This window comes from Listeria sp. SHR_NRA_18, from assembly GCF_003856515.1.
Classification (GTDB): domain Bacteria; phylum Bacillota; class Bacilli; order Lactobacillales; family Listeriaceae; genus Listeria_A; species Listeria_A newyorkensis.
The window spans coordinates 151,038-167,004 of the sequence record NZ_QPKR01000003.1 but is presented as its reverse complement, the minus strand read 5'-3'; the positions used below and the strand labels follow the sequence as shown (position 1 = coordinate 167,004).

The 15,967-nt window shown below is 48.0% G+C and carries 9 protein-coding genes; all 9 read left to right on the top strand.

Going from position 1 to position 15,967, the window contains the following annotated elements:
• The first annotated feature begins 312 nt into the window (after nucleotides 1-312).
• Genes DUK53_RS06385 through DUK53_RS06345 form a run of 9 tightly spaced genes read left to right on the top strand, consistent with a single transcriptional unit; the run spans nucleotide 313 to nucleotide 15,956 of the window.
• Nucleotides 313-3,672 (top strand): GH36-type glycosyl hydrolase domain-containing protein, encoded by a 3,360-nt coding sequence (locus DUK53_RS06385; protein ID WP_036132591.1) that lies wholly within the window; start codon nucleotides 313-315, stop codon nucleotides 3,670-3,672.
• Nucleotides 3,673-3,718: 46 nt separating this feature from the next.
• Nucleotides 3,719-5,101, top strand: coding sequence for an ABC transporter substrate-binding protein (locus DUK53_RS06380; protein WP_036132595.1), 1,383 nt, complete (start codon nucleotides 3,719-3,721; stop codon nucleotides 5,099-5,101).
• 40 nt (nucleotides 5,102-5,141) lie between these two features.
• The gene (locus DUK53_RS06375; RefSeq protein ID WP_161564224.1) at nucleotides 5,142-8,072 is read left to right on the top strand and encodes an extracellular solute-binding protein; all 2,931 of its coding nucleotides are present in this window, start codon (nucleotides 5,142-5,144) and stop codon (nucleotides 8,070-8,072) included.
• Nucleotides 8,059-8,961, top strand: coding sequence for a carbohydrate ABC transporter permease (locus tag DUK53_RS06370; protein WP_036093149.1), 903 nt, complete (start codon nucleotides 8,059-8,061; stop codon nucleotides 8,959-8,961). Before DUK53_RS06375 ends, DUK53_RS06370 begins: the two co-directional genes overlap by 14 nt.
• Before the next feature lie 16 nt (nucleotides 8,962-8,977).
• Nucleotides 8,978-9,853 (top strand): carbohydrate ABC transporter permease, encoded by an 876-nt coding sequence (locus tag DUK53_RS06365; protein ID WP_036093150.1) that lies wholly within the window; start codon nucleotides 8,978-8,980, stop codon nucleotides 9,851-9,853.
• 33 nt (nucleotides 9,854-9,886) lie between these two features.
• Nucleotides 9,887-11,896: a YIP1 family protein gene (locus DUK53_RS06360; RefSeq protein ID WP_161564223.1), complete on the top strand. Its 2,010-nt coding sequence runs from the start codon at nucleotides 9,887-9,889 to the stop codon at nucleotides 11,894-11,896.
• Nucleotides 11,889-14,129: a DUF5696 domain-containing protein gene (locus DUK53_RS06355; protein ID WP_036132599.1), complete on the top strand. Its 2,241-nt coding sequence runs from the start codon at nucleotides 11,889-11,891 to the stop codon at nucleotides 14,127-14,129. Before DUK53_RS06360 ends, DUK53_RS06355 begins: the two co-directional genes overlap by 8 nt.
• Nucleotides 14,130-14,133: 4 nt before the next feature.
• Nucleotides 14,134-14,991 carry a carbohydrate ABC transporter permease gene (locus tag DUK53_RS06350; protein WP_077947562.1) on the top strand — a complete coding sequence of 286 codons (858 nt, stop codon included), beginning with the start codon at nucleotides 14,134-14,136 and terminating at the stop codon, nucleotides 14,989-14,991.
• A 14-nt stretch (nucleotides 14,992-15,005) separates the two neighbouring features.
• Complete coding sequence (locus DUK53_RS06345; protein WP_186008561.1) at nucleotides 15,006-15,956, top strand: carbohydrate ABC transporter permease; 951 nt, start codon at nucleotides 15,006-15,008, stop codon at nucleotides 15,954-15,956.
• Nucleotides 15,957-15,967: the final 11 nt, after the last annotated feature.

The window sequence follows — 15,967 nt, the reverse complement described above, 5'->3', positions numbered from 1 at the left end:
TGGATAAAAGCAAGGATGTATGGAAAATAAATTTATCTGAAAATAAGGCTTGTAAAATATTAGGGTAACGCTTATAATAAAAATAGTTAGAGAAACGTTTCGATAAAATGTTTCATAATTTGGAGAAAAGGAGTGAAGCGTTGAGTTATATTATTTGTGCGAGCAAATGCTGTTTTAGGTCTCTATTAGGCGTTTTAGTGTAGTTGTCGACAAGACGGCTAATTATTTTTCATTTAATGAAAACGCTGTCTTTGGATGCGTTTAGTGAAACGATTCTGTATATAAATTTGGGAAGTTGAGGGAACTGTAACGATGATGGTATTGAAGGAATTGGAAGATTCGAAATTTGTAGTGAAATCTGAAAGAGCGCGTGTTTCTTTCCTGAAAAGTGGGGACATGTTTACGGCGGATTTTGGCGAGGTAATGGTGAATCAGGTGTTGTCGAATGAAGTGGATGGCGCGCTGAACAATTTGTATTTGCGGATTTTTAAGGGCGATGGGTCGATTGTTGCGGCGCCGTTGCTTGGCGTGAAGTCTGGCAGTGTTTTCGCGGTTGGCGAGAAGCAGGTGAAGTGGACGGGGGACTTTGAGGGTGTTTCGTATGAGGTTGTTTTTGCTTTGACGGATGCGGATTGCTGGTTCTGGGATGTGAAACTTGCGGGGAACGGCGAGACGGTGGACGTGATGTACGGGCAGGATTTGGGGCTCGCGAACATTGGTGCGCTTCAGGCGAATGAGGCTTATGTGGCGCAGTATGTGGATTACCGGGTTTTTGAGGCGGACGCGACGGGGTACGTTGTTTGTTCGCGGCAAAATCAGGAGCAGGGTGCGGGTGTGTTTCCTTATTTGCAGCAGGGATCGCTGACGCGGAATGTTGGTTTTGCGACGGACGGGACGCAGTTTTTTGGACTTAGTTATAAGGCGACGGATGTGCCGGAGGTGTTGACGCGGGACGGGTTGGCGAACGAGATTTATCAGTATGAGTTTGCTTATACGGCGCTTCAGGCGGAGCGGGTGACGTTGACGGCGGGTGAGAAGGCGCAGGTGGTGTTTTATGCGCTGTTCAAGGAGAGTCATGCGGAGGCGGTTCATGAGCTTGAGTACCTGGATGAGGTGCGTGCGGCTTGGGATGCGCTCGTTGTTGAGGATGCTTTTAGGACGGTGGACAAGGTTGCGAAACGTGAGGATATTGGGGCGGTATTGCAAACGCTTGATGTGACGGTGGCGGAGCTTGGCGCGGATTATCCGGAGCGGTTTCAGGAGGAATGGGACGGGGATCGGTTGTTGTCATTCTTTACGGAGACGCATGAGCATGTGGTTTTGCGGGCCAAGGATTTGGATTTGGAGCGTTCGCATGGACATATTTTGTTTAGCGGGAATCAGTTGACGGTGGACGTGCCGGTGCTGACGACGACGGCTTACATGTACGGGGTTTTCAATGCGCAGGTCGTGATTGGGAATACATCGATGAATAAAATGTTGACGAATGTGCGAAACTTTTTAAATGTGCTGAAAACGTCGGGGCAACGGATTTACGTGAAGGTTGCGGATACATACCAGCTTTTGGGGATGCCTTCGCTGTTTGAGATGGGCTTTAATTCGGCAAAATGGGTGTATAAAACGCCGGCCGAGACGTTTGTTGTGACGCTGTTTACGACGGTGGATGGGGCGGATATGACGCTTCGGGTGTGTTCGGCGAGTGGCGCGGAGTATGCGTATTTGGTTACGAATCAGGTCATTGTGAATGAGAATGAGTACAAGGCGTCGTTTGGTGCGGATCTGGACGGGAATTTGTTGCGATTTACGGTGGACGCGGCGGCGGTTCCGGCGAATGTGTATCCGGATTTGACGTACTTTATGCAGGTGACGGGTGCGGAGATGCGGGTGACGGATGCGACGCGGCTTGTGACGAATGTGCCGAGTGGTGCTGGGTCGCTTGTTGTGCTTGACTTGGATGCGACGAAGGAGTTCCAAATTCGGATTCAGGGGAATTTGGATGGTTCGGAGTTTGTGAATCGGGTGCAGGAATTGGACGTGGAGCGTGAGAAGTATCGGGCGCATTTTGCGGAAGTGATGCATGGGTTTGAGCTCTCGCAGAACGGGTTGCAGACGTCCGAGCTCAGGAAAGTGAACGCGCTGACTTGGTGGTATACGCATAACATGTTTGTACATTATTTGGTGCCGCATGGCTTGGAGCAGTATGGTGGCGCGGCTTGGGGAACGCGAGATGTTTGCCAAGGCCCGATGGAGTATTTTATGGCGATGCAGCGCTACGATATTGTGAAGCAAATTTTGACGCGGGTGTTTTCGCATCAGTTTGATGATGATGGCAATTGGCCGCAGTGGTTTATGTTTGATGGCTACGCGAATATTCAAGCTGCGGAAAGTCACGGGGATGTGATTGTGTGGCCGCTGAAGGCTGTGAGTGATTATTTGTTGGCGACGAAGGATTATTCGATTTTGGATGTGGAAGTGCCCTATATGAGTCGCGCGAATTTCACGTATACGGATTATTCGGAGACGATTTACCAGCATTTGAAAAAGGAAATTGGCTACATTACGGATCATTTCTTGTTTGAGACGCATTTGTCGTGTTATGGCGATGGGGACTGGGATGATACGTTGCAACCGCATGATGCGCAGCTGAAAAGTAATATGGCGAGTAGCTGGACGGTGGCGCTGACGTACCAAGCGATGAAGCAGTTTTCGAAGGCTATCGAAACGGTTGACCCGGAGAAGGCTAGTGAGTTGGATGCTCTTGTGACGGGGATTGAGGCGGATTTTAATAAGTACATTTTGTCTACGGATATTATTCCAGGGTTTGTGTATATGGAAAATCCGGAGCATGTGGAGTTGATGATTCACCCGACGGATCGGAAAACGGGGATTCAGTATCGCTTGTTGCCGATGACGCGGAGTATGATTGGGGAATTGTTGACGCCGGATCAGGCAGAGGCGCATTTTCAGTTGATTAAGCGGGAGTTGCAATGTCCGGACGGGGTGCGATTGATGAATCGACCTGCGACGTATCAAGGTGGCGTGAGTACGAACTTTAAGCGTGCGGAACAAGCGGCGAATTTTGGGCGTGAGGTTGGTTTGCAGTATGTTCATGCGCATATTCGGTTCACGGAGGCGATGGCGAAACTCGGGAAGAAAGAGGAGGCTTGGCATGCGCTGGACGTGATTAATCCGATTAATTTGAAGGATGTGGTGCCAAATGCGGCGCGTCGTCAGAGCAATGCGTATTTCAGTAGTTCGGATGGCAAATTCAAGACGCGATATGAGGCGCAGGAACAGTTTGATAAGCTGAAAACGGGCGATGTAACGGTAAAAGGTGGCTGGCGGATTTATTCGAGTGGTCCGGGGATTTATTTGAATCAGCTGATTGCGAATGTGCTTGGTGTCCGCGTGGTTGGTGAGGATTTACTGCTCGATCCGGTGTTAGTGGATAATCTGGATGGGCTGGAATTTAGCTTTAGCTTTGCTGGGAAACCGGTGAAATTCTGTTATCATTTGGCGGATAACGCGCGCCGTTATGTGTTAGTTAACGGGAAAGCAGTGCCGAGCGTGCGGTCGCATAATCGTTACCGTGAAGGAGGGATGCGGATTTCGAAGTGTGATCTAGAGGCGATGCTTCGTGCGGAGGATAATGTTATTTCGATTTATGTTTAATTTTTAACAAAAAAATAAAAACGTTTCTATAAAAAGGAGAGCTTAGATGATGAAAAAGTGGATGAAGTGGACGGTTACTGCAATGGCAACGGTTGGACTTGGTGTTTTGCTGACGGGTTGCGGCGGTGCGAAGGATGATGCGGCAGATGCGGATACGGAGAAAATCGAGCTGAAGTATGCGAACTGGAATTTGGGGACGGAAAGTGATAAGAATATTGAGCGTCGGATGATTGATGCATACAACAAGGCGCATAAAGATGTAAAAATCGTGATTGATAAGAGCATTACGGGGGATGATTATCAAGGTTCGCTCACGACGGCGGCTAGCGCGGGGAAATTGCCGGATGTGTTTATGATTAATGATATTCCGAATAGCTATAAAAACGATTGGTTGCTTGATTTGACAAAAATGACGGCGGATGATAAGGATTTTGCGTCGATTTCGGATGAGATTAAGAGTACGACGAAGGTGAATGATGCGGTTGTTGCGATGCCTTTTGCGAAACATATTCTTGGTTATTACGTGAATAAGGATATTTTGGATGAGCTGAATCTGGATGTTCCGGAGCAGGGAATTAGCATTGCGGACTTTGTGAAAAATGTGAAGGCGGCGACGAATCTGGATAAGAATATTGTCGGCACGGACTCGGCACAGGCAATGATTGACTGGTATCCTGGTGCGGTCAACAAGGACATGGGCTGGTTCACATTCACGGATGGCAAATTTGCGCTGGACGGTAAAGAAATGGTTGCTGGCATGAACGCGGTGAAGGATTTGACGACGAATGGTTATTCGTACAATGATTTGACGGCGGAGCAAAAGGAAAAAATGAGCGCGGATGACTCTGGTGCTGCGTTTAAGGCGGGACAAATTGCGTTTTATTATAACGGGACGTATATGAACGCGGATTTGCAAAAGAATGCGGATTTCAATTTTGAGTTTATCGGTTTGCCGGGTGGTCGTAATGCGATTGTGAATGATTATTTGGGCATTTCGAAGAGCACGAAGCACGCGAAAGAGGCGTATGAATTCGCGAAATACATGTCTTATGGGAAAAAAGGTTTTATGGAACGAATGGCGATTTCTGAGAAGAATGGTTTGGAGTTGAGCTCACTGCCGATCACGGATGATAAAGAAGTGACGGATAAGTATTGGGAATTGGTGACGGTTCCTGGTGTGCAAACGGCGAATGAGAACTTGGCGAACGCGATGTTTGATCCGACGAAGGTCGTGCCGGGCTATATTCAAGCACGTTTTGAGGCTCCGACTGGTCTGAAGATTGGTGATGAGGAGAATGCGAATATTTGGTACGCGATTAATGAGGCGGCAAAGGGCACGATTAATTACCAGGATTACGCGAAACAGTTGCAGGAGCTAGCGCAGAAATCGTATGACGAAGCGGCGGCCGCGATGAATAATAGCAAATAACGGGAGACAGAGAGGATAGATGATGTTGAAAGCGAGACTTATGAAGAGTTTAATGGTGGTCATGATGATTGCCTCTATTGTCCCAACGCCGAGTGTATTGTCTGTTGCTGCCACGAATGATTCATCATCTGAAAACGCGATTATGGAGCCTGCTTACGGGCAGGTTCTGGCGTCGTGGAAGAAAAGCGTGAAGGACGCCGAGCTTTATACGAATGAGATGATGCCGAGTTCTTTTGAGAAGGCAACGTTGACGGGGGATACGCATGGTTACGCGGAGCGGGAAGTGGCGACGCTTGCTGGTGGAGATAGTGTGACGATTGATGTGACGGTGCCGGAGGACGGACTTTATACGATTGGTTTTGATTATTATAAGCTGAATGATGGGTTGATAAATCCGGAACTTTCGATTGCGGTTGCTGGGAAGTTCCCATTTTATGAGAGCCGTCGGATTATTGCGCCGACGATTTGGAAGAATAAGACGGCAAAATTTGAGACGAATAAGTATGGAAATGAGCTGATTCCGGAGCAGGTGGCTGTGGCGAAATGGCAGACGGGAATGGCGGAGGACCCGAATTATTTGGAAGGGGAGCCGTTGCGGTATTTTTTGAAGAAGGGTCGGAATGAGTTGACGCTTACGAATACGGCGGGTGCGATGTTGCTCGGGAATGTTCGGGTGGAGTCGCCGATTCAGACGCCGGATTATGCGGATTATCGGGAGCAGCACAAGGATGCGGAGTCGCCGCGGGAGTTGTTGACGTATGAGGCGGAGAAGCCAAAAACGAAGAATAATTCGTATACGCGACCGGTTGCGAAAAAGGATATTAGTGTGGAGCCTTATGATACGAAACGGTTATTGCTGAATACGCTGGGCGGGGATTCGTGGCAGTCGAGTGGGCAGAGCGTGACATATTCTGTGAAGGTGCCGGAGAGTGGGAGGTATCAGCTGAGCTTCAAGGTTTTGCAGGAGGATAAACCGAATTCGCCGGTGTTTCGGACGGTGAAAGTGGATGGTGCGGTGCCGTTCGCGGAGTTGGCGCATTATCGGTTTGATCCGGTGGCGAAATGGGAGAATCAGACGCTTAGTGGCAAGGACGGGAAGCCGTTTGAGGTTTATTTGGAGGCGGGGAAACATGATTTGACGTTGGTTGCGGATGCATCGCCTGTTGCGCCGATTATTTTGGATTTGAAGGCGATGATGCTTGAGGTCGGCGATTTGGGATTGTCGGTGAAGAAGTTGACGGGGAATCAGCCGGATGCTGCGCGTGATTGGAAATTGGAGGAGTATTTGCCGAATGTGACGAAGCAGTTTGATGGATGGATCGCGACGCTTAAGGCGGATCAGAAGGCGCTTGCGAAGGTGTACGGTGAATCGACGAAGCGTTCGACGGAGGGCGTGTCTTTGGCGCTGATCATGGATAAATTGAAAAAATTGAAGGCGGAACCTGATAAAATTCCGACGCGGTTAAGTGAGTTGTCGGAAGGGTCGAGTTCGGTGACGCAGGCTTTAGGGGATTTACAATCTACACTTGAAAAGCAGCCGCTGTTGATGGATCGGTTTTATGTGCATGATGGGAAGGCGGATTTGCCGAATGCGAGGGCTAGCTTTTTGAAGAAATTTGGCAGTAAGTCGAAGGAGTTCTTTGCGTCCTTTACACAGGATACATATAGTACGACGGATGTGGATGCGGACACGATTGAGGTTTGGGTGTCGCGTTCGCAGCAGTACGTTGAATTGATGCAAAATATGGCGGATAGCACATTTACGAAAAAGACTGGAAAGAAAGTCAAGTTTTCGGTGATGCCAAACGAGCAAAAACTGATTTTGGCGAATTCGGGGAATCAGCAGCCGGACGTGGCGCTTGGGGTTAGTGTTGGAACGCCTTACGAGCTCGCGATTCGTGGTGCGGCAACGGATTTGACGCAGTTTACGGATTTTAAAGAGGTGATTCGGAATTTTTCGCCGGGCGCGTTTATGCCGATGATGGTGGATAACAAGGTGTATGCTTTGCCGGAGACGCAGGATTTTTATGTGCAGTTTTATCGGAAGGATATTTTGAATAAGTTGAAAATTCCTGTGCCGGATACGTGGAATGATGTGACGGGGATTTTGCCGGAGTTGCAGCGAAATGGGTTGAGTTATTTTGTGCCGTTGTCGGGCTCGGCGGGCTCGAAACCGTTCATGTTTACCGCACCGTTTATTTATCAGTTTGGTGGGGATTTGTATGCGAAGGATGGGATGAGTGCAGCGATTGACTCGGAGGAATCGGTTGCGGGGCTTAAGTTTATGACGGATTTGTATTCGCTTTATAGTGTGCCGCTGCAGGTGCCAAACTTTTATCATTCGTTCCGCTATGGGACGCTACCGGTCGGGATTTCGAATTTTGAGACGTATGTGAAATTGATGTCGGCGGCGCCTGAGATTGCGAATTCGTGGGATATTGCGGTGCATCCGGGTGTTCCGCAGCAAGATGGATCGGTGTCGCGATGGGCTACTGGTTCGGGGCAGTCGGCGATGATTTTTGATAAGAGTAAGAAGCAGGATGAGTCGTGGGAATTGTTGAAGTGGTGGATGTCAACGAAGACGCAGAGCGATTTTGCGACGAATTTGCAGACGATTTATGGTCCGGAATATATGTGGAATACGGCAAATTTGGAGGCGTTTAAGGAATTGCCTTGGCCCGAGAAGCATAAGGAGGTTATTTTGGAGCAGTGGAAGTATTTGAAGGAGGTTCCGAAAACGCCGGGATCGTACATGTTGGAGCGGGAGATTAGTAATGTGTGGACGGATACGGTGTTTTACGGTGCGAATATTCGGGCTGCGGTGGATTCGAGTAGCATTATTGTAGACCGGGAAATCAGGCGAAAAATGGAAGAGTTTGGTTATATGAAGGACGGAAAAGTGGTAAAACCTTATATTGTTCCACAAATGGATACGGTGGAAGATTGGATGAAAACAGATGAGAAAAAATAGTGGATATTGGATTGGGATGTTTGGTACGGTTGCGTTCTTGTCACCTTACTTTATCATGTTCTTTACGTTTATTGTGGTGCCGGTTTTGGTCGCGATTCTGCTTTCGTTTACGTATTTTAATTCGATTGAGTTTCCGACGTTTATTGGGCTGAAAAATTACGTGAGTTTGTTGACGCAAGATGCTGTTTTTATGCAGTATGTGTTGCCGAATACGTTGAAATTTTCGCTGATTGTGGGTCCTGGCGGGTATTTGTTGTCGTTTTTGACGGCGTGGTTATTGGCGCAGATTCCGCACAAGCCGCGGACGTTTTTGGCGCTGATTATGTATACGCCTTCGATGACTGCGGGTGTAGCGATGACGGTTTTATGGGCGATTATTTTTAGTGGGAATGCGTCGGGGTATATCAACAGTATTTTGTTGCGGTTGAATCTGATTGTGGAGCCGATTCAGTTCTTGCAGTCGCCGGATTATTTGATGAATATTATGATCGTGGTTTCGCTCTGGAGTAGTATGGGTGTGGGGTTCTTGGCGATGTTGTCGGGGATTTTGAACATCAATCCGGAGGTGTATGAGGCGGCGTATATTGATGGAATTAAGAACCGTTTTCAGGAGATTATTTATATAACGATTCCGTCGATGAAGCCGCAGATGTTGTTTGGCGCGGTGATGGCAGTTGTGGGGACGTTTCAGGCGGGGGCCATTGGTGTGGCGCTTTCTGGGACGAATCCGACGCCACAATATGCGGGGCAGTTGATGGTGAATCATATTGATGATTATGGTTTTATTCGGTATGAAATGGGTTACGCGGCGGCGATTTCGGTGTTATTGCTCGTGATTGTGTACTTGTTTTCGCGTGTGGCAATGAAGTTATTTGGTGAAAAAAGTTAAAGAGGGGGAACGATGAATGGCTTCTTTTCAAGGGACGCAGATCAATCCGAAAAAGTTTCATAAGAGTCAGTTGAAGTTTTATGCGCTGCTGATTCCGATTGCGATTATTATGGGTTTGCCGCTGATTTATATTTTTAATCATGCGTTTAAGCCGCTGGATGAGTTGTTTGCTTATCCGCCGCGCTTTTTCGTACAGAAACCAACGATGCAAAATTTTACGGATTTGTTTAATAGTGCGAATTTGGGGGCAACTCCGATGGCGCGGTATTTGTTTAATAGTATTGTCGTGAGTTTATCGGTGATGGGGCTGACGATTGTGGTGAGCACGATGGCGGGTTATGTGTTGTCGAAAAAGCAGTTTCGGGCGAAAAAAGTGCTTTTTGAGATGAATACGTTGGCGTTGATGTTTGTGTCGATTGCGGTCGCGATTCCGAAGTATATTGTGATTGAAAAATTGGGATTGATTGATAGTTTTTGGGTGCATATCTTGCCGATGTTGGCGCTTCCAGTAGGGTTGTTTTTAGTGAAGCAATTTGTGGATCAGATTCCGGATGAGCTGATTGAGGCGGCGAAAATGGACGGGGCGAATGATTTTCAGGTGTATTGGAAGGTTATTTTGCCGATGATTAAGCCGGCGATCGCGACGGTTTCGATTTTAGCTTTTCAGGCGGCTTGGAATAATGTGGAGGCCTCGGATTTATATATTAATAATGAAAACTTGAAGACTTTTGCCTTTTATATGAGTACGTTGACATCGACGCAAGGGAATACGGTGGCGGGACAAGGGATTACGGCTGCGGCGACGTTGTTGATGTTTATTCCGAACTTGATCATCTTTATCTTTATGCAAAAACAAGTGATGGATACGATGGCTCATTCGGGTATTAAATAGCGGCAGAGAGCGAGGAAATCAATGGGGAACTACTTGAAATACGCCATATTATTGCTGTTTGTGAGTCTCGTTCTTTGGCCTGCGCGTGCGGTTCACGGGGAGACGGCTTACAAAACGTATACGTCGTCGGTGGATGGTGATTTGATTGAGATTCAGACGGCGTATGAGGCGTTTGACGTGATAACGAATGCGAAAATTGGCAAGTTAGAGGATATTTTGATTGACGGGGATCGGCTTTATTTGGTGGATTCGGACGCGAAACGTGTGCTTGTGACGGATTTGGACGGGAATGTGTCGCGTTCTTTCGGGGAGCAGGTGCTTGGAAAACCGACGGGCATTGCGCGGGATGCGAATGGTGATTTGTATGTGGCGGATAGCGTGAAGGAGAAGGTTTTCCGATTTTCGGAGGATGGTGCGTTGATCCGGGAATATGGCAGGCCTGTGGAGCCGTTTTTTGGGAAGCGTGAGCCGTTTAAGCCGGTGAAATTGTCGGTGGATGTGCGGGGGAATTTGTACATTATTGGCGAGGGTGCGTCGAACGGCGTGATTCAGCTGAATAAGGATGGCGATTTTCTCGGGTATTATGGCGCGAACATGGCGGAGAGGACTTTTTTCCAGAAGTTTAAGGATGCGGTGATGTCAGACGCGCAAAAGGGGAAGACGTTGATGAATGTTCCGGCGGCTTCGACGAATATTGATATTGATGGGAATGGGATTGTGTACACGGTGACGGCGACGGAACAGGCTGGCGCGATTAAGAAATTGAATATCGCGGGGCAAAATATGTTGGCGGCGGAGGCGATGTTTCAGCCGGAGGGCGCGATTGATATCGTTTCTGGGACGCAAAATAATTTCTATGTGTTGACGGCTAGCGGGCGGGTTTTGGAGTATGATAGCTTGGGAAATTTGTTGTTTGCGTTCGGGAGCAAGGAGTCGAATGCGCAGCGTTTGGGGATTTATAAGGACCCGACGGCGCTTGCTGTGGATGCGGACGGGACGCTTTATGTGACGGATTCGGAGGCGCAGGTGGTGCATAAATTGCAGACGACGGCGTTTGCGAATGAGGTGCACCAAGGCTTGATGCTGTTCGAGGATGGTCGCTACGTGGAGAGTGAGAATTATTGGCGGGAAGTTTTGAAGCTGAATTCTTCGTTTGTGTTGGCGCGTGTGGCGATGGGCGAGGCGCATTATAAGCAGGAACAATATGCGGACGCGAAACAGGCCTTTTTGATGGCTAAAAATAAGCCGGGTTATTCGGACTCGTTCTGGGAGCTGCGGCAGCAATGGTTGGAGCGAAATTTGGCGGGCTGGTTGTTCGCGTTTTTGATTGGGCTAGTGGCGTTTTTTGTTTTGCGACGCTGGCACCGGAAAAAAGGGATTTTTGCGAAACCATTGGCGTATTTAGGTAAGTGGTCGCAGGTGAAATTAATACGGGAACTTGGATTATTATTCAAGGTTTTCCGGCATCCGATTGATACATTTTATGAGATTAAGCGGATGGGACGGGCGTCGGTGGCTTCGGCTTCGATTTGGTACGGTGTGCTGATTGTCGAGTTTATTTTGTTCCAATATCAGGTCGGGTTTATTTTTAATTCGGAATTGGTGGAACGGGTGTCTATTTTCTTGTTGGTAGTTGTGCTAATCGCTGTTCTGGCGCTGTTTGTGGTCATGAATTACTTGATTAGTACGATTAACGAGGGGGAAGGTAGTTTTCGGAATGTGTATATCGCGACGGTTTATGCATTGGCGCCGTTTATTGTGCTGATTGTGCCGATTATTCTCGTTTCGAATGTGTTGACGATTAATGAAGGATTTATTTATGAGTTTTCGCTGAGTATTGCGATTTGGTGGTCGGCGATTTATCTCGTGATTATGGTGCGGGAGATTCATAATTTTACGTTTTGGGAGACGGCGAAGAATATTTTGCTGACGGTTTTTGCGAGTTTGATTATGGTCGCGGTCGGTTATATTCTGTTTCTTTTATTCAATCAGTTGTATGAGTTTGTCTATTCGATATTGCAGGAGGTGCTAGCGCGTGTTTAAGAAAATACTGATGATTTGTGCTGTTCTTATCCTAGCGATACCAGTAGTTAAGGCGTTTGCGCAAGACGAGGAAAAGGTGACGCCGACTGTCGCAAAAGTGGAGCAGACGAGCGGTTCTGTGACGCAAAAGGAGGTCATTAGTAAGCCTGTCGTGAATAAAAATGCAGCGCTTGATGGTTTTGATAAGGTGGCAGAGAATGCGAATTTGGCGTTGTATGTGCATCCGGATTCGCTTGCAATCAAGGTGCGAAACCGGGCGAGTGGTTATGTGTGGAGCTCGACGCTTGATGGGATGTCGCAGTATCGCTTGAATCAGTCGTGGAAGGATTTTGTGGATTCGGCGATTACGATGGATTATTTGAACGCGCAGGGCAAGAAGAAGCGGGAGAGCTTGACGGCGAACGGGGCGCGGGTGATGTTGCGTGATGTGACGGATGGTTTTGAGGCGACGATTACGTTTCGGTCGCGGATTAAGATGAACTTGAAGGTGACGCTGGCTGAGGACGGTGTGCATGTCGCGATTCCTGATGGCAAAATTGTCGAGCCTGGCAAGGTGCAAATTTTGGCGGTGAATGTGTATCCGTTTTTAGGGGCTACGAAGGACGCGGAGGTTTCGGGGTACATGTTCATTCCGGATGGCTCGGGCGGCTTGATTCGCTATGAGGACACGGGGGTCAAAATGGATGCGCCTTATAGTGCGGCGATTTATGGCACGGATGTTGGCGTGACGCCGGTAACGGTTGCGCCGGATACGAATGCGGGCTACGTTGCGAGTGTGCCGGTGTTTGGCATGGTGCACGGGGTTGGGCAAAATGGGATGTTGGCGGTCGTTGAAAAGGGTGCGGAATATGGCGAAATTACGGCTTATAAAGCGGGGTTATCGACGGATTTCAACTGGATCACTGCTGGATTTACATATCGTTCTGTGTATAAGCAACCGACGAGCAAAACGGGTGGCAAGGCGATTGAGCTGTATCAGGATGCGCGGAATCGCTTTGATATTGGCTTGACGTATCGGTTCTTGGATGGCGTGGACGCGGATTATGTCGGGATGGCAAAAAGTTATCGGGCGTATTTGGCGGAGCAGAAGGTGTTGGTGCGGGCGCACGAGTCGGGTCCGGTAATGCGACTGGAATTCCTTGGCGGGGAGACGAAGCCGGGATTGTTTCGGGATTCGGTTGTGGTGATGACGCCGGTTGCGGATTTGACGCGGCACGTGACGGCGCTTGGTAATGAGGGCGTGGATGATTTGCTGGTCGTGTATCAGGGCTGGAATCATGGCGGTTTAAGTGCGTCGTGGCCGAATAAGTTTCCGTTTGAGAAGAAGCTGGGCAGTGATGCGGAGTTGGCGGACGTGATGAAGGCGCTTGATGAGCGGAATGTGCCACTCTATTTCCAGACGGATTATACGACGGCGTATGAGGAGGCGAAAGGCGTTGATGCTAGTGCGTTTGCGAAGCAGATTAATACGAAGACGATCGAGCGGGATGTGGATGGTAATGTGGTTTATTCGCTGCTTCCGGATGGTGCTTTGGAGCTTGCGAAGGTGGACGCGGAGGATTATGTGGGAAATAGTATGACACATTTGGCGGTGGCGAATTCGGCGAGTATGCTTTATTCGACGCATAATAGTGGACATAGTTTTTCGCGGTCGGAAAGCATGGCGAAAATGCAGGCTGTGCTAGCGGAATTACACAAAAATGCGAAGGCGAAAACGGCTTTGTATCAGCCGAATGACTATGCGTGGAAACATGCGACGGCGTATTTGGATATGCCGATGGGGACGTCTGAATATATTTATGAGTCGGACGCGGTGCCATTTTTGGCGATTGTTTTGAAGGGGTATATGGATTTTTATGCGCCGTATTCGAATTTTTCGGCGAGTCAGACGGAGGATTTGTTGCAGTTAGTGGATTTTGGAGCGTTTCCGTCGTTTTATCTGACGAGTGAGGGTTCGTATGCGCTTGCGAAGACGCCATCGAAGGATGTGTATACGTCGCAGTTTAGCAACTGGAAACCGGAGATTAAGGCGAAGTATGAGGCGATTGCTGGTGTGGCGGAAGCGACGAGTGGTGCGACAATCGAGCGTCGGGATATTGTGACGCCAGGCGTTGTGTGTGTAACGTATTCGAACGGGACGCGGGTTGTTGTGAATTATACGAAGGCGGATTATGTTTTTGGAAATAAGACGGTTGCTGCGAAGGATTTTGCGGTTTTGAAAGGAGATAACTGACGTGTTGGCATTTTTGAAGGGACGGAGTAAGGATAGCGTTGGTTATTTGTTTATTTTGCCGTGGATTGTGGGATTCCTTGTTTTTACGGCGTTTCCGATCATTTATTCGATTTATTTGAGCTTTTTTAAGGTTACGATCACGACGAAGGGAATTCAGACGGTATTTGTGAAATTTCAGAACTTCCAGCAGGCTTTCACGGGTGATATTGATTTTTTGAACAAGATATGGCGTTTTACGAAGGAAATATTTATTGCGGTACCGTTAATCGTGATTTTAGCGCTGATTATTGCGATTTTGTTGAATCAGGATATTAAATTCCGCGGTTTTTTCCGAACGATTTTCTTTTTGCCGGTCATTATTGCGAGTGGACCTGTGTTGCAAAAATTGATGGGACAAGGGGTTACGTCGATTCCAGGCGTGCAGGAATCGTTTATTTACCAGATGGCGGCGGAGAATAGTGATTTCTTTTTAGCGCCGACATTAATGTATATTTTGGATAATACGGTCGTGTTGTTGTGGTTTTCGGGTGTGCAGATTTTGATTTTCATTGCGGCGCTACAGAAGATGGATCCGCAGGCGTACGAGGCCGCAAAGATAGATGGGGCCTCGACGTGGGAGATTTTCTGGAAGATTACATTGCCGTCGCTTTACCCGATGATTTTTGTGAATATCATATACACGACGGTGATGTATTCGGTGTCGACGCTGAATCCGGTCATCGATCATATTAAAGTAAACATGTTCAAATTACAGAGCGGTTTTGGCTATTCATCGGCGTTATCGTGGATTTATTTTGTGATTATATCCCTGATTTTGCTCATAATGGCGGCGGTCGTTATGTTCTTTAACCGGAAGAAATAGCGGAGGTGCAAGGCATGGAGAAGGTATTGAAAAAGAGAGAGTCACGCTGGATCAAGACGAAGCGATTTCTGCTAGGAATGAACGGGATGGACGGTTTCTTGATGAAAGTCGTGATTTATGGTTTGTTGATTGGGATCGGATTTGTATTTTTATACCCGATATTATACATGGTTTCGTATAGTTTTAAGGATTTGGATGATTTGCTGAATGCGTCGGTAAGTTGGATTCCGTCGAAGTGGTACGTCGGGAATTTTGAGCGGGCGTATGAGGTTTTGGATTATATGAAAACGTTTGGGCAGACGCTGATTGTGGCGATTTTGCCATCGGTTTTGCAAATGTTTGTGGCGGCGGTTGTGGGTTATGGCTTCGCGCTGTACAATTTTCGGGGGAAGAATGTGTTGTTGGTGCTTGTGCTCGCGACATTCGTGATTCCGCCGCAAGTGACGGTGATTCCGCGTTATATCTTATTTAACGAATTCGGGATGTTGGGCAGTATTTCATCATACGCATTGCCGGCGATTCTGGGGCAGGGGCTCAATAGTGCGATCTTTATTTTGATTTTCTACCAGACGTTTCGGGCGATTCCGAAGTCATTGGTGGAGGCGGCGCGGCTGGATGGTGCGAACGAATTCAAGATTTTCTACCGTATCGGGCTGTCGATGGCGACCTCGGCGTTCATCATCACGTTCCTGTTTTCGGTCGTGTGGTACTGGAACGAGACGTATTTGGCATCGATTTATTTCGGCGATTCGCTGACAACATTACCACTGCAACTGCAAAAATTTGTGGCGGCGTATAACAATATGTTCCCGGCTGGACAAGGCGGGGCGGCGCTTTCAAGCATAAATGAAGGCATCGAACTGGCGGCGACGTTGTTGACGATTATCCCGCTGCTCATTATTTATTTCATCGCGCAAAAATGGTTTGTGCAAAGTATCGATAAATCAGGTATAACTGGAGAATAAGGGAGGAAAAT